19 protein-coding genes are annotated in these 19,506 nt (G+C 28.3%); 18 read left to right on the top strand and 1 reads right to left on the bottom strand.

All coding sequences use genetic code 11. The annotated features are described in order from the left end of the window. Window positions 1–30: 30 nt before the first annotated feature. The 18 genes from BRSU_RS07710 to aroA all read left to right on the top strand — a co-directional run bounded on the left by BRSU_RS07710 (window position 31) and on the right by aroA (window position 18,346). On the top strand, window positions 31–483 hold the full coding sequence (locus BRSU_RS07710) for a hypothetical protein (protein WP_048595154.1): 453 nt from the start codon (window positions 31–33) through the stop codon (window positions 481–483). Between the two features lie 216 nt (window positions 484–699). Beyond that, window positions 700–876 (top strand): (2Fe-2S)-binding protein, encoded by a 177-nt coding sequence (locus tag BRSU_RS07705; protein ID WP_014487483.1) that lies wholly within the window; start codon window positions 700–702, stop codon window positions 874–876. Between the two features lie 89 nt (window positions 877–965). After that, complete coding sequence (gene nifU / locus BRSU_RS07700) at window positions 966–1,799, top strand: Fe-S cluster assembly protein NifU (protein ID WP_048594783.1); 834 nt, start codon at window positions 966–968, stop codon at window positions 1,797–1,799. Between the two features lie 18 nt (window positions 1,800–1,817). Then, entirely contained in the window at window positions 1,818–2,984 is a 1,167-nt protein-coding gene (nifS, locus tag BRSU_RS07695; RefSeq protein WP_048594782.1) for a cysteine desulfurase NifS, read from the top strand. Between the two features lie 192 nt (window positions 2,985–3,176). Next, a complete protein-coding gene (locus BRSU_RS07690) occupies window positions 3,177–4,325 on the top strand; it encodes a M20 metallopeptidase family protein (RefSeq protein WP_014487486.1) in 1,149 nt (382 codons plus the stop codon). Between the two features lie 375 nt (window positions 4,326–4,700). After that, on the top strand, window positions 4,701–5,669 hold the full coding sequence (locus BRSU_RS07685) for a radical SAM protein (protein WP_048594781.1): 969 nt from the start codon (window positions 4,701–4,703) through the stop codon (window positions 5,667–5,669). Between the two features lie 124 nt (window positions 5,670–5,793). Continuing rightward, window positions 5,794–5,988: a hypothetical protein gene (locus tag BRSU_RS07680; protein ID WP_014487488.1), complete on the top strand. Its 195-nt coding sequence runs from the start codon at window positions 5,794–5,796 to the stop codon at window positions 5,986–5,988. Between the two features lie 2 nt (window positions 5,989–5,990). After that, window positions 5,991–6,791, top strand: coding sequence for an AAA family ATPase (locus BRSU_RS07675; RefSeq protein ID WP_014487489.1), 801 nt, complete (start codon window positions 5,991–5,993; stop codon window positions 6,789–6,791). 226 nt (window positions 6,792–7,017) lie between these two features. Further along, the gene (locus tag BRSU_RS07670; RefSeq protein WP_048595153.1) at window positions 7,018–7,635 is read left to right on the top strand and encodes a cytidylate kinase-like family protein; all 618 of its coding nucleotides are present in this window, start codon (window positions 7,018–7,020) and stop codon (window positions 7,633–7,635) included. Window positions 7,636–7,648: 13 nt separating this feature from the next. Next, entirely contained in the window at window positions 7,649–8,356 is a 708-nt protein-coding gene (locus tag BRSU_RS07665; protein ID WP_048594780.1) for a phosphatase, read from the top strand. Beyond that, window positions 8,353–9,153, top strand: a complete 801-nt coding sequence (locus tag BRSU_RS07660) for a TSUP family transporter (RefSeq protein ID WP_048594779.1) — start codon at window positions 8,353–8,355, stop codon at window positions 9,151–9,153. Before BRSU_RS07665 ends, BRSU_RS07660 begins: the two co-directional genes overlap by 4 nt. 24 nt (window positions 9,154–9,177) lie before the next feature. Then, entirely contained in the window at window positions 9,178–10,410 is a 1,233-nt protein-coding gene (hutI, locus tag BRSU_RS07655) for an imidazolonepropionase (protein WP_048594778.1), read from the top strand. A 138-nt stretch (window positions 10,411–10,548) separates the two neighbouring features. Further along, complete coding sequence (locus BRSU_RS07650; protein ID WP_048594777.1) at window positions 10,549–11,529, top strand: tetratricopeptide repeat protein; 981 nt, start codon at window positions 10,549–10,551, stop codon at window positions 11,527–11,529. A gap of 4 nt (window positions 11,530–11,533) precedes the next feature. Then, the gene (locus tag BRSU_RS07645; protein WP_048594776.1) at window positions 11,534–13,741 is read left to right on the top strand and encodes a transcript cleavage factor; all 2,208 of its coding nucleotides are present in this window, start codon (window positions 11,534–11,536) and stop codon (window positions 13,739–13,741) included. A 159-nt stretch (window positions 13,742–13,900) separates the two neighbouring features. Then, window positions 13,901–15,088 carry an aminotransferase-like domain-containing protein gene (locus BRSU_RS07640; protein ID WP_048594775.1) on the top strand — a complete coding sequence of 396 codons (1,188 nt, stop codon included), beginning with the start codon at window positions 13,901–13,903 and terminating at the stop codon, window positions 15,086–15,088. Between the two features lie 246 nt (window positions 15,089–15,334). Further along, the gene (locus BRSU_RS07635) at window positions 15,335–15,943 is read left to right on the top strand and encodes a rubrerythrin family protein (RefSeq protein WP_048594774.1); all 609 of its coding nucleotides are present in this window, start codon (window positions 15,335–15,337) and stop codon (window positions 15,941–15,943) included. Between the two features lie 157 nt (window positions 15,944–16,100). Then, window positions 16,101–17,060 carry a signal recognition particle-docking protein FtsY gene (gene ftsY / locus BRSU_RS07630; RefSeq protein ID WP_425339088.1) on the top strand — a complete coding sequence of 320 codons (960 nt, stop codon included), beginning with the start codon at window positions 16,101–16,103 and terminating at the stop codon, window positions 17,058–17,060. Window positions 17,061–17,083: 23 nt separating this feature from the next. After that, window positions 17,084–18,346 (top strand): 3-phosphoshikimate 1-carboxyvinyltransferase, encoded by a 1,263-nt coding sequence (gene aroA / locus BRSU_RS07625; RefSeq protein ID WP_048594772.1) that lies wholly within the window; start codon window positions 17,084–17,086, stop codon window positions 18,344–18,346. On the opposite strand, the gene BRSU_RS07620 is transcribed toward aroA, so the two are convergent. After that, window positions 18,341–19,336: an ABC transporter substrate-binding protein gene (locus BRSU_RS07620; protein ID WP_048594771.1), complete on the bottom strand. Its 996-nt coding sequence runs from the start codon at window positions 19,334–19,336 to the stop codon at window positions 18,341–18,343. The two genes, aroA and BRSU_RS07620, sit on opposite strands and share 6 nt — an antisense overlap. Window positions 19,337–19,506 lie beyond the last annotated feature (170 nt).

Here is a 19,506-nt window from a genome sequence, read left to right as displayed (position 1 = left end):
GAGGTTAATATATTGATTACTAATGCAAAGATGAAAGAATTGATTTCTGATATAGATTTATCAAATATAGAATTAAAAAATTATTATTCTATATTCGAGAGAGAAAATTCTGAAAATGAAAAATATTGGGTTATAAGTAATGAAACAGACTGTACTTTATGCAGAACTTCTTTTGTTGGAAAAAATTTAACAGATTTTGAATGGGAAAATAATGAGATATATATTTCAAATAGTTTGAATGTTAGAGAAGTTCTTAATCTTGCATTAAAAATGTTTATGTCTTTAAAAAATATACTTGAAGAAAATTATTCATATCAAATATTCGACTTGATACTTACATTATCAGATGGCAGTAATGAAGCTCCTCCTAATGCCAATATAAGATTCTATGCTGTAAGAGATAATTTTAGAATGGTGAATTTAGAAAATATTGAATATAATAAATCAGAAGCTATTTTAATAGAAACAGTTAATCAAAACTAATATTTTAAGTTTTATCATAATTTTATAAAATTCTTTACACTTATTCTTAATACATACCCGTATATTAAAAAATAAATTATATACGTAAAATATGCTTGATATTTATTTATTAAAATGTTATAATATTCTAACAATGGAAGGTTATAAAATAGATTAATGTGATATTCATATTTTTCTATTTTCTTAAAATTAATTAGATAATAGGAGAATCTAAAAATGGCTGATAAAACAATATGTTTTTGTATGGCAGTAACTGAAAATCAAATTAGAGATGCTATCAAATCAAAAAAATTAAAAACAGTAGAAGAAGTTTCTAATGCAACCAAAGCCGGTACAGGATGCGGCGGATGTCAGGTTGCTATAAAACAAATATTAGACGAAATGAATAAATAATTTAAAAAATAAAAAATATTATTTTTATATCCCAAAATTATTTAATATATTTATATTATTAAATAATTAACTTAGATGGAGGTAGGAACATGTGGGAATATACAGATAAAGTAAAGGATCATTTTATAAATCCTAGAAATGTAGGGGAGATAGAAAACCCTGATGCAGAAGCTATGACAGGTAGTATCGTGTGCGGAGATGCACTTAAATTAACATTAAAAATAAATAAAGATACTGAAGTTATAGAAGATGCTAAATTTCAAACATTCGGCTGTGCTTCAGCTATAGCAAGCAGCAGCATATTAACGGAGATGATTAAGGGTAAAACTCTTGATGAAGCTTCAAAAATCACTAACAGAGATATAGCTTTGGAATTAGGCGGTCTTCCAGAGGAGAAAATGCATTGTTCTGTTATGGGAATGGAAACTTTAGAAAAAGCCATTAATAATTACAGAGGAATTGCTACTGAAGATGATGAGCATGATGAAGGAGCTATCATTTGTAAATGTTTTGGTATAACAGATACAAAAATAAAAAGGGCAATCAGAGAGAATAACTTAAAGACTGTAGATGAAGTTACTTTCTACACTAAAGCAGGTGGCGGATGCGGAGCTTGTAAAGTTAAAATCGAAGATATACTCAATGAAGAGTTAGCAGAGATAGAGAGAGAAGCTAAAAATGCTCCTATGACTACTGTTCAGAAGATCAAAAAGATTGAGGAAGCTTTGGAGAGAGTTATCAATCCTATGCTTAAAATGGACGGAGGAAGCTGCAGACTTGTAGATGTTGATGGTAATAAAGTTATGATAGAGTTTAAAGGAGCTTGTTCAGCTTGTGCTTCTTCAAAAAATACTTTGAAAGGTTTTGTTGAACCTAAATTACAGGAACTTGTTTCTAAAGATTTAGAAGTTGTAGGTGTTTGATTATATGGAGTTGATATTATGGAAGAGAAAAAAATAATATATATGGATAATAATGCCACAACTAGAGTATACCCTGAAGTATTGGAGGCTATGCTTCCTTATTTTAAGGATCAATACTTTAATCCTTCTAGTATGTACACTCCTGCAGGAGCTGTTCATAAAGAGATGGAAAAAGCAAGAGAACAGGTTGCTGATTTTCTTGGATGCGAGCCTATAGAAGTATGTTTTGTTTCATGCGGAAGTGAAGGCGATAATATGGCTATTAGAGGAACTATAGAAGCATATCCTACTAAGAATCATATTATAACTACAAAGGTTGAACATCCTGCAGTTATAGAAACATGCAAATCTCTAGAGCGACATGGTTATAGAGTTACTTATCTTTCTGTTGATAATGACGGAAATATAAATATTGACGAATTAAAAAATGCCATCAATGAAAATACAGCTATAGTATCTATAATGTATGCTAATAATGAAACAGGTGTTATTTATCCTATAAGAGAAATAGGTCAGATAGTAAAAAATGCAGGAGCAGTATTCCATGTTGATGCTGTTCAGGCTGCCGGTAAATTGCCTCTTAATATGAAAGATGAGCCTTATATTGATATGCTTACAATAGCAGGTCATAAAATACATGCACCTAAAGGAATTGGAGCTTTATATATCAAGAACGGTACTAAATTAAGAACTGTTCAAACTGGAGGGCATCAGGAGAGAGGACGCCGTGCAGGTACTGAGAATGTGCCTTATATTATTGGTTTGGGTAAAGCTGCTTCTATGGTTAAGGCTGAACTTCCTAGATTTATGGAGCATACTGCTAAACTTAGAGATACTTTAGAGGCTGAAGTTTTAAAGAGAATAACTGATGTTAAAATAAATGGTAAAGGAGCTAATAGAGTAAGCAATACAGCGAATATTAGTTTCAAAAATATAGAAGGCGAAGCCATACTTCTTTTATTAGACGGATATGGAATTTGTACTTCAAGCGGAAGTGCCTGTTCATCTGGTACATTAGAACCTTCCCCCGTGCTTCAAGCTATGGGTGTGCCTTTTGAATATGCACATAGTTCTACAAGATTTTCTTTATCATTGGACAACACTATGGAAGAGATAATGTACACTGCCGATGCTATAGAAAAGATTGTTAAAAGATTAAGAGATATCTCTCCTTATAGAAATTAAAAATTAATATTTTGAAATTTTTAAATAGCCTGTCATATTATTATGATGGGCTTTTTTATTAGATAGTTTAAAATTTTAGTACTAAATAATACTAATTTTTTTATAAATATATAATTTGAAATAATTTATTTAATATTGACTTAATGATTAATATCTATATACTATTAAAAAATAATTATTAAGGTAGATAAAATGGATTACAAAAAATTAAATGATATTATAGTTTCTATGAGAAGAGATCTGCATCAAATTCCTGAAGTTGGTACAGAACTTCCTCAGACAAAAAATTATGTTATAAATAAATTAAAAGAATTAGGACTTTCTTATAAAGAATCTTCGCTTGACAGCGGATTAGTTTGTGATATAGGAAGCGGTGATAATGTGGTGGCTATAAGAGCAGATATGGATGCTTTACCTATACAAGAAGAAACTGGATGCGAATACGCTTCTAAAAATGGTAATATGCATGCATGCGGACATGATGCACATACTGCATGTCTTTTAGGTGCAGCTCATTATTTGAAAGAAAATGAATCAAGATTGAAAGGAAAAGTAAGATTAGTATTTCAGGCTGCAGAAGAATTGGCTGTAGGGGCACATAATATGCTTAATTCCGGACTTCTTGAAGGAGTTAAAGCTATAGTAGGTACTCATATAGGTACATTGTCTGCTGATACTCCAAGCGGAGAGTTTATATTGAAGGAAGGTCCTTTAATGGCTTCTAATGACAGAGTATTTATTAAAGTTATAGGAAAAGGTGCACATGGAGCATATCCTCATCTTTCTATTGATCCTATGCTTACAGCAAGCCAAATAGTGCAGGGTATTTATAATATAAAAAGCAGAGAGATACTTGCAACAGATCCGGTTATAATATCTATATGTATGCTGCATGGCGGAACTCAGTATAATGTAATACCTACAGAAGTAAATATCGAAGGTACTTTCAGAACTTTCAGCGAAGAGAATAGAGCATTTATAACAGAGAGAATAAAAGAGGTAGCAGAATCTATTGCAGCAGCTAACAGAGCTAAGGCTGAAGTTGTTATAAAAAGAAGAGGGGCACCTGTTGTTAATAATGCAAAAATATATGAGCAGTTAAATGAAGTTTGTAATGAACTTGGATTTAAAAAAGCATCTCATTATAGTTTATCAATGGCAGGTGAAGATTTTGCTGATTATTTAGAGAAGATTGACGGAGCTTTTATATTATTTTCTACTATGACAGAAAAGAATATACCTCATCATAATAGTAAATTTGAGATAGATGAATCAAAATTATATCAGCCTCCTGTTTTGATGAGCGAATGGGCTATTAAATATTTAGAAAATAATAAATGATAATAAAATTTGATTAATTAAAAAATATTATTTTAGTATATACTAAACAACTATATTTTATCAAAAATTATTTTTTTATTTTTGTTATTAGTGGGGACTAGCACCCACACCCCCACTTCTTTTGTTCCACAAAGAAGCAAAAAGGCTATATTTTAGCTTAAATTTAATATTTTATCTTACATGTAAGACAAAATTAATATTATTTAGTGCTAATTTTATACTTGCACTTTCGCCGTAGGCGTACTTCGTATGGTTCTTTGATGAAGTCCGCCTCGCTGTGCGTGCCTTCGGCAGGCGTGCGGCGGGAAAAAGAACAATAAAAAATTGACAAAGTTAAAAATTTTTAGTATATACTAAAAAATATCGGGATATACTGTGAACTATAATGAAAAACATTTAAAAAATATAGATGAAGCTTTAGTAAAGGCAGAACTTCTTTATGATAAGTGTATTTGTTGCGGACATATATGCAATGTTAATCGCAATAAAAACAAAATAGGAAGATGCAAAATTTTTGAAGATACCAATCATATAAAAACTGCATCTCATACTTTGCATTTCGGTGAAGAACCTATGCTTGTAGGTGAAGGCGGAAGCGGTACGGTATTTTTTTCAAGCTGTAATTTAAGCTGTGTGTTTTGTCAGAATCATCAAATAAGTTCTGACGGAGTAGGTGAGATAATTGATATTGAAACATTGGCAGATTATTTTTTGGATTTAGAAAAACAAGGTGCAGAAAATATTAATCTTGTAAGTGCAACTCATGTTATTTATCCTGTATTAAAAGGTTTAAAAATAGCTTTTGAAAAAGGGCTTAATCTTCCTATAGTTTATAATACTAATGGTTATGATACTAAAGAATTATTGGATTGTCTATACGGTATTGTTGATATATATTTGCCTGATTTAAAATATGTTTTTGATGACAAGGCTTTTAAATATTCTAGGGCTGAAAATTATTTTAATACTGCAATAAATGCAATAGAGATAATGAAAGAACAAGTAGGCGATTTAATTGTTAATGAAAAAGGCATTGCTGAAAAAGGTATAATAATAAGGCATTTGATACTTCCAAATAATGAATCAGATTCTTATGATGTATTGATAGAACTTAAGGAGAGAGGTTTTTTAAATACTACAATATCTTTGATGTCGCAGTATAATCCTAAATTTAAAGCCTGCAATTTTGAAAGTATAAACAGAAAATTATACAAAAAAGAGTATGATGATTTAGTTGATTATGCTTTGGATTTGGGATTTGAAAATTTACTTGTTCAGGAAATGGAAAGCTCTGACAATTATAATCCTGATTTTACTAAAGAAAAGCCTTTTGAAATGCAGTAATTTACATATTGATACAATTATATTTTAAATTTAATTAAATAAGTTTTATTTTTGACAAAAATATCATATGATGTATAATATATATTAAGTATAGTATTATTTATTAGATTTTAAGGAAGAAACTATGAATGAAATTTTTGCACTTTTAGAAAGCGAAGAGGTTGAAAAAAGACTTGAGGCTCTTGAAGAGTTAGCAAAAAATGTAGAAAATTCCGATAAAATTACTGTAATTAAAGCTTTAAAGCCGCATATATTAGATTGGGATGAAAATGTTCGTCTTAAAGTGGCTCAAGTATTAAAATTGTATACAGGACAATAATTATGGGAAGAATAATATCTTTTTCTAGTGGAAAGGGTGGTGCAGGCAAAACTTTATGCTCAGTTAATTTCTCTGCAGAATTAGCTTCTAGAGGATATAAAGTTTTGGTTTTCGATATAGATATTAACTGTTCAAATGTATTTATTTTACTTCATGTAAAACCTCAATCTAAACTTCAGGAATATTTTGAAGGTACTTTGACATTAAAAGATTGTGTTATAAAAAGTGAATATGGTATAGATGTTATCAGTGCCGGAGTTAATATACAGAGATTTGTTCAGTTTGAAAATGACTTCAATTTATCAAATTTAGCTAAAGATTTGAAAGTATTATCACAGGAATATGATTATGTTATTATAGATTATGCTGCTGGAATTACTCAGCCTATGATGCGTTTCTATGAAATGTCTGATGATATAATACTTGTTGCCAATCCTGAAATTACAGCTCTTACAGATCTTTACAGACTTATGAAGATGATATATGTCAATAACATGACAGATAAGATGTATTTGATAGTAAACAAAGTAAAAAATATAGATTGGGCTATCAATTTATACAGAGAAGTAAAAAAAGTAACATCAAAATTTTCTCTTGATATTAATTTGGTTCTTTTAGGGCCTGTTTTGTTTGACGAAGAAAAGGTTATGATATCCGTTCAAAAGAGAACACCTATAATAATATTATATCCTAAAACACCAATCAAAGGCGGTTTTTCATTAGCCGTTACTAGGTATTTATATGATATAGGCGTAATGAAAGATGAAAATGCAAGAGAAAAAACTTTCTCTGATTTCTTCTGATTTTTATATATTTATTATCTATTGTGCTTTCTTTTCAGCATAACTAATTTCTGATTTTTATTAAAATTGTATCATATAAAATGTAGTAATATAGTCTTTTATTTTTTAATTTAATAGCAATAATATAAAATATTTGCATATAATATAAGAAAAGAAGTTGTTTAAATTTGACAAATACAGATAATATTGGTAAACTATTAATATAAAAAATATGAGGTATATGCTTATGAGTAAAAATATTGTTATAACTATCAGCAGAGAATTCGGCAGCGGCGGAAGATATATTGGAGAAATGGTTGCTAAGGATTTAAATATACCTTTTTATGATAAAGCTATAATAGAAATGGCATCAGATAAAACAGGATTTTCTCCGGAATATATTAAAGAAAATGAACAAAAATTAACAGGAGCTTCTCTTTTTAATTTTGCTATAACAGGTTCTTATGCCGGAAATATGGTATTTGGTAATGGAGAATCTTTACAAGATACTATGTTTTTTGCGCAAAGCAATGTTATAAAAGAAGTGGCATCTAAACATTCTTGCGTTATAGTAGGAAGATGTGCTAATCATATATTAGAAGGAATGGATAATTGTATTAATATATTTATTTATTCTGATATGGAAAGTAAGATAAAAAGAGCCGTTGAAGAATATAAATTAGATAGTGCAAATATAGAAAAAATTTTAAAAGAAAGAGATAAATTAAGGGCTAAACATTATAATTATTATACAGGAAAAAATTGGGGAGATGCGAGAAATTATCATGCCTGTTTGAATAGTGATTTTATAGGCATAGATAATACAATAGAATTAATAGAAAAAATAGCTAAGTCAAAGCTATGATAAGGTATTTATTATGAATATAATAGCCGATTTGCATACTCATACTTTAGTTAGCGAGCATGCATATAGTACAGTTGATGAAATGGTAAATTCAGCTAAGGAGAAAGGTTTTCTAGCTTTAGCTATTACAGATCATGGCCCTGCTTCTAGTGATGGAGCTAAATCAGTACATTTTAAGGCTATGCATGGCCTGCCAGATTATATTAATGGAGTTAGACTTCTTAGAGGATGCGAGGCAAATATAGTAGATTATAGCGGTAAGCTAGATTTGAGTGAAAATGTATTAGAGTATTTAGACTTTGTTGTAGCTTCTTATCATGAAGATGCTATAGGTCCTCTTACTGTAAAAGATCATACAAATGGATATGCAGAAGTTGTAAAGAATGCTAATGTTGATTGCTTAGGTCATGTTGGTAATCCTAAATTTAAATTTGATATCGAATATATAGTTAAATTATGCAAAGAGCATAATAAATTAATAGAGATTAATTCATCATCTTTTAAAGTTAGAAAAGGAAGCAGCCCTATATGCCGTGAAGTTGCTTTAGCTTGTAAAAGATATGAAACTAATATTGTAATAACATCTGACGCCCATTCAAAATATAAAGTAGGTGATTTTAAAGATGCTGTAGAATTATTATTATCTATAGATTTTCCAGCAGATCTTATATTAAATACTGATTATTATAAATTGATGGAATATCTTGGTATAGAAAAATGATAGTATTTTTTTTGATTGTAAGTTTATTAGCATCTGTAATAGGTGCTATTTGCGGAATAGGCGGCGGTATTATAATAAAGCCTGTACTTGATTCTCTAAATGTTCTTGAAGTAAGTAAAATAAGTTTCTTATCATCCTGTACTGTTTTATCTATGAGTTTATATACATTTGTAGTATCTAAGATAAAACATGATAGTCTTGTTGATTCTAGAGTGGCAACTCCATTAGCTTTGGGCGGTATTATAGGCGGAATACTTGGAAAAATGCTTTTTTCTTATGTTATAACACTTTTTAATAGTGAAAATATAGCTGGTATTTTTCAATCTTCTATTTTAATATTATTAACATTTTTTACTTTAATATTCACATTAAAGAATATGGGTGATAAAAAGATAAAATCTATGCATATACAAAATATATTTTTATGTATAATAATAGGTTTGATTCTTGGTCTTTTATCATCATTTTTGGGTATAGGAGGCGGTCCTTTTAATATAGCTTTTCTATATTTTTTCTTTAGTATGGATTCTAAAGTTGCTGCTCAAAATTCACTTTATATTATATTATTTTCCCAAATTTCAAATGTATTTATAAGTGTTGCTGATGGAGATGCTTTAAAGGTTAATCTTTCCTATCTTATAGTAATGATTATAGGAGGAATATGCGGCGGTATATTGGGAAGGTTTATAAATAAAAAAATTAATTCTAAAATAGTTGATAAATTATTTATTATTTTATTATTAATTATTATATTAATAACATCTTACAATTTATATAACTTTTCTGTTAATATATAATATATATTAAAATGTGAGTGCATTATGTTAGATATAATTATAAAAAATATAGGTTCTATTGCAACAGCAGAAGGCAGCACATCATTATCTGGTAAGAATCAAGGAAAGATAAAAGTATATAATAATGTTTCTATAGGCATAAAAGATGGAATAATAGAATATATTGGTGATACTGTTAAAGGAAAAGCTAAAAAGACATTTAATGCTAATGGAGCATTAGTTACTTCAGGACTTATTGATTGTCATACTCATTTTATATACGGCGGTTCAAGAGAAGATGAGATGTATAATATAGTAAGCGGTCATATGAGCTATTCTGATATAATAAAGTCTGGTTATGGAATATTATCAACAGTTAGGGATACTAGAAGTCAAACAGAAAATGCACTTTACAAAAAATCGATACCTATATTAGATAAAATGATTCAGTATGGAACTACTACAGTAGAAGGTAAAAGCGGTTATGGATTAACAGTCAAAGATGAAATAAAAATATTGAAAGTAATGAAAAAACTTAATGATAATCATAAAATAGATATAGTAAGTACATTTATGGGCGGACATGTAATACCTGATGAATATAAAAATGATAGAACTGCTTATATAAATTTGATATGTAATGATATGATTCCCGAGATATCAAAATTAGGCATAGCTGAATTTTGCGATGTATTTTGTGAAAATTGCGGACTTGATATGGAAGAAACTCATAAAGTTCTTAATGCTGCTCAGGAATACAATTTAGGAATTAAAGTTCATTCAGATCAATTGGAAACAAGCGGCGGATCATATTTAGCAGCAAGATTTAAAGCTATAAGTGCTGAACATTTGATTATGTCTGATGACAGATCCATAGATGTTATAAAAAATCAAGGTGTTATAGCTGTACTTTTGCCTAATGCTTCTTTTTATTTAAATATGCCTTATGCCAGAGCTAGATATATGATAGATAAAGGAGTTCCTATAGCATTGGCTACAGATTATAATCCAGGTTCTAGTCCTTCTTTGAATATGCAGTTTATAATGAAGCTTGCATATATTATATATAGGCTTACTCCTGAAGAGATATTAAATGCTGTTACTATAAATGCAGCATGTGCTATTAAGAGGGGAGAGGAAATAGGAAGTATTGAGATTGGAAAAAAGGCAGATATTATAGTATGGAATTGTGATAATCTTAATTTTTTGCTTTATAGTATGGATAATAATATGTGTTCTATGGTTTTTAAATCCGGAGAGCTTGTATACCATAATTAATATATTTTTTATTGTTTTTTACTCTAAAGAGTATTATTTTCTCTTGACAATTTATCTTTATTTGATTATATTATAATAATATGCGTATATATCTCTGTACGTTTTTTAGCTTTAAGGGAGTAGTTTATTTTAAATATAATGGAAGAGGAATTATTTTCTAGAAAAGAGTCTGTCAAAGATATTTTCAACATTATAGAAACTAAATTAAAGCAGGGGTTATTTACAGAGTCTATGGAAGATTTTGATAGGATTATGTCAAAAGATTTTGAATGTGAAAATCTGTATGAAAATATATCCTGCGTTAAATTTTGGATTAACAGACTTGATAAATTTAAAAGCGTAGAGAGAAATTGCATAGAATACTGCAAACTTTTGGATTCTACTTATAAGAAATTCAATGTATTCGTACATGGAAAGTCTTATGATGAGAATTTGATATCGATTAACGCTATTCATTATTATGTATATAATAAGATTATAGAGTTAATAATGCAGCGCAGCACCAATGATATTGAAGGCACGGAGGAATTACGTTTACTTTCTAATGCTTTTATAGAGTTAAAGGATTATTCTAGAGCATTAAAATCTTATGAATATTTAAATACTATAGAGCCGTACAATTCTAGGACGCTTAGCTATATCGCTATGATTTATGATAAATTGGGCGATGAAAAAAAATGTAAAATGTATATAAGAGAAGCGTTATTTTATGATCCTTTAAGTATAGAATTTGAAAATATCAGCATAGAAGTAGTGAGAGAAATTAGAGATATAATAATAAAAAGAGGAATCCATAATAATAGTCAGGAAGAGATAATATTATGGATGAGTGCTTATGGCGAACTTATGAACATATTGGATGTGAAAAGACCATTAAATGAACAGGAGGAGTTTGATCTTAGAAGAAACATATCCAGATTAGAAGCAGATTACAGAAAAATAAAGCTGAGAGAGACTACAGCGCCTAAACTTTTATCTTCATATGCATTTTTAACTACATATCTTATTATGAGGCAAAATGATTCTGATGTTGAAGAGGTTAAGGTGTGGGGAAGAAAGATGGCTGTAATAGATAAAGATTTGCTGCAATACTACATAAAAATATTAGATAAGGAGTGATAATATGTCAGAAGCTCTACAAAAATTAGAAAATGTATTTTCAGAAGAAACATTTACGAGAAGACCTCTTCTTAATTATACTGCTAAGTATTTTGTTGATTTGTCAGGTATTCTCAATGATATAAATGATACTAATGATATAAATTCAGCTATAGAAACAGCTAAAATGCAATTGGATAAAAATCCTAATCATATATCAGCATTATATGCAAATGGATTTTTAAATTTAAAAATTGCAAATTATTCAGAAATGAGTTTGGAAAAACTTTTGGGTATTTTTAAGAATGCTAAAAAATGGAATATAGTAGAATTCATATCTCAAAAAATTTTAGATGAATACTATGAGAGCGATTATGCTTTAAGATATTTGGCTAGCTATTATCAAAGTACTAATAGAGATTCTGAGGCATTAGAAATTTGGGAAAGACTTATAAGATTTGATGTATCCAATCCTGAACTTCCTGAAAAGATAGCACATACAAAAGAAATGGCAGGAGATATAAAGAGTGCTGTGCATTATTATAAAATTGCTTTTGAAAGAAATCTTATAAGAGAAAGAAATAATGCAGAAAGCGATATTAAAAAAGTATTGGAATATGAGCCGGATAATTATAATTATTTGCTTAAATATGAAAATGCTTTAAAAACTCTTGTTGATTCTAATATAATGATAGATGTATGGAAAATAATATTCTTCTATTATTTTGAAAATAACAGATACAATGATGCTTTAAAAACTATTAAAAATTTGCTTAATTATGAGCAGGATATAGTAGCACAGAATAATAAAAAGGCAAAATTTTTCAGACATAGACTTGTAGATGTTTATAAGGCTTTATACCCTAATCATACACTTTTTGAAAAAATAGAAGAAATATCTGCTATTACAAATGTCAATAAAAAGCCCAAAGATTGTATAGAAATATTTGAAAAGTATATACAGTATGATGTTGATAAATATGTTATACATAGAAATTTTGGTGTTGGTAAAATAAAATCAATAGATATAAATAATGTTAATATCAAGTTTGTATCTCAGGAAGATATTAGAAAAATGACTTTTGATATGGCAATACAATCTCTTACAACATTGCCTAACGATGATATTAATGTTTATAAAGCTTATAGACTTAATGAAATTAAAAAGATAGCAGAAGAAAATCCTACAGAGCTTTTAACTATTATTTTAAAATATAAAAAGACAATAACTACAAAAGATTTAAAACAGGAATTAACTTCAAAGCCTGATGTTGTAGTGGCCGAGTCAGCTTATACTAAGTGGCTTGAGAGTGCCAAAAAATCTGTAAGAGCTTCTACTACAGTTAAGTTTGATAAAAATACTTTCCTTTATAATGAAGAAGCTGAAACTTATGATGCTGAAAGTTTATCTAAATTTAATAAGACTGATAATTTCTTTGAGAGATATCAAATATATATGGAATATTTAACTTATACTCCTAATTTAAACTCTGAAGAAGCTAAAGAGATGAATAATTATTTTGTTAATATTTCTAAAGATAAAAAAGCTCCTAATGATGAAAGAATTATAAGTACAATATATTTGAGAAGTCAGTCTAATGCCGACAGCAGCATACCTTTACTTTCAGATATAGTTAAAAATATTGATGATTACACTCATGTTTATGAGGTACTTCCTTCTTCTAATTACAGAGAGAAATTTATAAAAGCTATTTGGGACGGCAGAAGAGATGATTATTATAATATAATACTGAAAATGCTTTATTCTCCTCAAGTTAAAAATAATTATCTTATAGTAAATAAACTGTTTGAAGACGGCAAAACAGATATGCTTGCTAAAACTATAGATGATATTTTCCTTCATTATAGAGAATGTCCTGAATCATTTGTTTATTTTGCTCAAAAGATACTTGACGGAGAGTATTATGATGAAACAGCAGGAGATATAAATATAAATAAAAATTCTCTTATGATAGGTTTATTAAGTATAATACCTCATTTATCAAAAATGGTTGATAAAAAAGAAACATCTGCACAGGCTAGAAAACTTTTAAAGGTTGTGTATGATTTGGTATTTGATAAAGCTTATTTGCTTAAATTTATAGAAAATGAGTCTGAAGAAGATGTTAAAATAATCTTTGGAGAATTCCAAAAATTAGTAAATTTAGAACAGCATTATAAAACTGATATTATTTCTGCTGTTATAAAACGTTTCCCTGATTGGAAAATATAATAAATATTAGTTTGATAAAAATTAGGGAGATTTAAAAAATCTCCCTTTTTTTGTATAGTTATTTTAAGAAAATATATTGATAAAAAATCAAAAAATAATATAGCATTATTATGAATAGTAGTGTATAATATATAACAAATTTTTTAAATGGATATTATTATGAAATTAAGATTATCAAAAAGAGCATTAAAAGAAGATTTTCAAAGCAGTTTTGTAAAAATTATGCTTGAAGTTGCAGCTAAAGGTGATTTAATATCATTTGCAGGCGGTTTGCCTAATCCTGAATCATTTCCTGTGGAAGAGATTAAAGCTGCAGCAAATAAAGTTTTAGAAACTAAAGGTGCTTATTCTTTACAATATAACAGCACTGAGGGATATGGTCCTTTAAGAGAGTTTATTGCCAATAGATATAAAAAACAAGGTATTGAAATTGAAGCCAGCGATATACTTATAGCTAATGGTTCTCAGCAGGCTTTAGATATTATTTCTTCATGTTTAATAGATCCTAATGATGATGTTTTAGTTGAAGATCCATCTTATTTAGCAGCTTTACAATCATTTCACCTATATAATCCTAAGATTCATACAGTTAATTTGAATGAAGATGGCGCTGATATAGATGAGTTTAAAGAAGCTGTAAATAAATACGATAATAAATTCTTTTATTCCGTACCTAATTTCCAAAATCCTACAGGTATAACATATACAAATGCTGTAAGAGAAAAAATAGCAGAAATAATGAAAGGTAAAGATACATTCTTTGTAGAGGATAATCCTTATGGAGAATTAAGATTCAAAGGAGAACATCAAAAATCATTTGGGGCATATTTAGGAGAACAGTCTATATTGCTTGGTACATTCTCAAAAACTGTAGCACCAGGTATGAGATTAGGCTGGATTGCATGCAGACAAAAAGAGTTATATGCTAAGATGAAAGATTATAAACAGCTTATAGATTTGCATACAGGAACATTTGCCCAAGTAGTTGTAAGTCAGTATCTTGAAGATAATGATTATGATGAACATATCAAAAAAATAATAGACTTATACGGCAAACAATGTAATTATATGCTTGAAGCTATGGATAAATATTTACCTAAAGATATGCACTGGACACATCCTGAAGGCGGTATGTTCATATGGGCTACACTTCCTAAAGGAATAGATGCTGTTGAGCTTTCAAGAAAAGCTGCTGAGGACGGTGTAGTAGTAGTAGCAGGAGAGCCTTTTTATGAAGCTAAAAGAGGCTTAGGTACTTTAAGATTAAATTACACTAATTCTAAACCCGAAGATATTGATAAGGGTATATCTATATTAGCAAAAGCTATTGAAAAAATGAGAAAGTAAAAATAATTTAAATAATGTTTTTATATAAGGCAGTAAATGTAAAATTTGCTGCCTTTTATTATTTTATATGATTGTTTTTTATATTAAAGTTAGTATATGTTAACATTATTTTACTATATTATATTTTTTTTGTAAAAAAATGTTTATTTGTTTTACTTTTTTATGTATTAAAGGTTATATTAGCTATATGTTGCCTCGCATATAAACAAAAAAACAAAAAACTCTATATTAAAAAAGGATAAAAAGATGATTAAAAAATCAAGTTTATTTATTTTGTTCTTATTCGTTTTTGCTGGTCTTGTATATGGACAAACAGCTAAATCTACTTTAGATGGTATGATGCAGTCTTATAATGGTGAGATGAATGCATCTGCTAGCTATGCTGAATATGCTAAAAAAGCTCAAAACAAAAGTGTTGCAGCTTTATTTAAAGCAGCTTCTGCTGCAGAAGCTTTACATGCTAAGCTTTTAAACGATATGGCTTTATCTTCTAAATTATCAACTAAAGCATTAACAGCTAAAATCAATGCTATTAAAACTGGTACTGATGTTGATAATTTAAAAAGCGGTATAGCTGGTGAAACTTATGAATATACAAAAATGTATCCTGCTTTCAGTAAAGTTGCTGCTTCTGAAAACAATAAAAATGTTTCTGATTTAATGAACAGAATAGCTTCAGTTGAAAAAACACATGCTGAATTATATAACAAAACTATACAGGATTTAAATGCTAAAAAAACTTTACCTACAGTTTATTATTTATGCCCTGTTTGCGGATATGTTGAAGCAGGTTCAGCTCCAGCTAAATGTCCATTATGTAATGCTACAGCTAGTTCTTTCCAAGCATTTAATTAATTAAAAAATAATTGATTCGTTAATTTTTTTATAGAGGCGAAAGCATTGATAATATTTTATTATCAATGCTTTTTTTATACCTTGAAAAAATCTTAATAGTTTATATAATATTCTAAATAAATTTTATATTTGGAGAAATTGATAAATGCAATCTACTATGCCGTATATGAATATTATAATAATAGCATGCAGTGTACTTGTAGTACTTTTGATTTTAGTTTTGGTGTTAATGAAAAAATCTAAAAAACCTAAAGTTTCATTAACAAGTTCTAAAAGTAAATTTTCACTATCATCACTATTTAATACTTCATCAATCAATGATGAATTTTTTGCAAGTTTAGAAAATACATTAATAACAGCTGATGCTGGTGTTGAAACTACAAAAGATATTATTTCAAAACTTAGAGATGTAATAGAAAAAGAAAATATAAAAGATCCGTTTGAAGCTAAAAAACATTTAAGAGAAATTTTAATATCTAAATTCATTTCAAGAAAAATAGAACTTAATGGTAAAACTATACTTTTTATAGTAGGTGTTAATGGAGTAGGTAAAACAACTTCAATAGCAAAATTAGCTAATATATTAAAGAAAGATCATAAAGTTATATTAGCAGCAGCAGATACATTCAGAGCAGCTGCCATAGAACAATTAGAAGAATGGGCTAATAGACTTTCTGTTACTATAGTTAAAGGACAGCAAGCCGGAGATCCTGCAAGCGTATTATTTTCAGCATTAGATAAAGCTAAGGCAACAGATGCTGATATAGTTATAGTTGATACTGCAGGAAGATTCCATAATCAGGAGAATTTGGTAAGACAGCTTGAGAAGATGAAGAAAATCGCTACAGAGAGATTTACAGAGTTTAAATTTGTACCAATATTAGTATTAGATGCCAATGTTGGACATAATGGAATAGAGCAGGCTAAAGTATTTACTAATGCTTTAGATATACAAGGAGCTATAGTTTCAAAGTTGGATAGCACAGCTAAGGGTGGGGTAGCAATAAGTGTAGCTCATTATTTATCTCTGCCTATATATTATGGAGGCTTTGGAGAGAAAGTTGAAGATTTTAAAGAATTTGATGCTGAAAGTTTCGTTGATTCTATATTAGCATAATTGATAATAATTGGAGTTATATTATGTCTTTAACTATTAAACCTTCAGAAATTTTCGGTTCTATTTATATTCAAATGAGTAAGAGTGATGCACATAGAGCTTTAATAGCATCTTCATTAGCTAAAAGTCCTAGTATAATAAGACATTGGATTGATAATGTTAGTGTTGATGTGGAAGTTACAAAAAATGCTGTTTCTAATTTTGCTGATTTAGAAATAATTGATGATGGAATTAAAGTTTTTCCAAAAAAAGAATATAAAAAAGAATTAACTATAGATGTTAAAGAGTCAGGAAGTAGTTTGAGGTTTTTAATTCCTATAATGTCTGCATTTGGTATAACTTGTACTTTTACAGGTTCTAAAAAATTATTTTCAAGACCTATTGATGTTTATAAAAAAATATGGAAAGAAGAGGGACTTGAATTCATTCATTTAGAAGATTCTATTAAAGTATCCGGACAATTAAAATCATCAAATTTTAAAGTATTAGGTAATTTAAGCAGTCAATTTTTAAGTGGGCTTTTATTTGCATTGCCTTTGCTTGAAGGTGATTCTAATATCATAATAGATGGGGAGTTAGAGTCAGAACCTTATGTTATGATGACTTTGAAAACACTTAAAGCAGCTAATATAGAAACTTTAAGACATGATAATAATATAATAGAAGTATACGGTAATCAGGAGTATTCAGGTATTGATTATGAAGTAGAGTCAGATTGGTCGCATGCTGCTTTTTTTGCCGCTGCTGGTGCTTTGGGAGGAGAGACTACATTATATGGTCTTAATAAATATTCTATTCAAGGTGATAAAGAAATACTTAATATATTAAAATTTATGGGTGCTTCTGTTTCTTATAATGATGATAATTCTATTACTGTGAAAAAAACAAATAGATTAAATGCTCTTGATATAGATATGTCCAATATACCAGATTTAGGTCCTATAATAACAACTCTTGCTGCCACAGCAAAAGGTAAAACCAGATTATATAATGCAGGCAGATTAAGATATAAAGAAAGTGATAGAATAAATGATTTAATGGATAGTTTTTCAAGAATAGGGGCAAATATAGAAGTAACTGAAGATGAAATATTAATAGAAGGTGTTGAAAGACTTAAAGGAGGAAATACTACTTCTCATAATGATCATAGAATAGCTATGGCACTTGCAGTTGCTTCTTCTATTTCTGATGGAGATATAATTATAGATGATGCAGAGTCTATAAATAAATCATCATTTAATTTTATAGAGCAATTTAGAAGTATAGGTGCTAGGATAGTATTATAAACTATTTAATATATTTGTAAGGATTGATAATTGTATATAGTTTGTTACAGGTAGAGATTTTTTAATAATATTAGAATTTAAAAATATATTTTGCTGTGCTTCATACCATTTTATCATTTTTCCTGAATCACATGCATTTTTTATATCTGATGAAGAAAACCATATTCCTGTATCTATTTCTTTTTTTACTGATTCTATATCATTTCCAGTAAGTTTTGCTGTAATTTCTACAGCTTCATATATATTATTTTTTCTATAATCCATAGCTTTTAATATTGCTCTTGAGAATTTTTTTACGGTATCCGGATTATTGTTAATATATTCTGATGTTGATACAAAACTGCTTGTTAATATAATTTCATTACTATAATTTGCAATATCAGCCAATATTTTATAATCATTTGGAATTTTTTCAGTAATTTGTCTGGTGTATGGATCCCATATTGAGACAGCATCAACTTCTTTATTTATTAGAGCATCATCAAGATTAGTGATATTAATATTTGTTAAATTTATATCTTCTAGTTTTATATTATTCTTTTCCAATATCGCATTAAGCATAGTGGCACTTGAAGTACCAAAATGAGTTGCTATAGTTTTTCTTTTTAAATCAGAAATGTTATTAATACCTGTCCATTTTCCTGTTATTATTTTTTCGCCTTTGCTTATTCCATTTGGTATTAATATTTGTACATCTCCGTTTATAATTAGCGAATGTGCTGCATGTCCTATATATGTAAAATCTATTTCTTTAGAAACCATAGATAAAATTGCAGCATGACCATTGAAAAATTCAAATAGTTCTGCATCTAGATTTTCTTCTTCAAAAAAACCTTTTTCTTTTGCTATTGCAATTGCAGAAGCTCCGGCAAATTCATACAAATATCCTACTTTTATTTTGATATTTGTATCTTTACTTTCATCTTCTTTTTTAATATTACATGATATTAAAAGAATTAAAATAGAGAAAATATAAATAATTTTATTCATAATATATTTCTATATTATACTATAAAAAAAATTAAATGCAATAATTTGACATTATAAAGTTATATTTTGTATGTTTATTATTTTTAATAAATTAAATTTATATACTTAATTTATTAAAGACAATGTAATTATATCTAATAGAAACGATATAAAAATAATTTTTAGAATAT

Origin of the sequence: Brachyspira suanatina, assembly GCF_001049755.1 — a bacterium.
In the GTDB taxonomy this organism is placed as follows: Bacteria; Spirochaetota; Brachyspiria; order Brachyspirales; family Brachyspiraceae; genus Brachyspira; species Brachyspira suanatina.
This window is presented reverse-complemented; position numbering and strand designations above follow the sequence as displayed.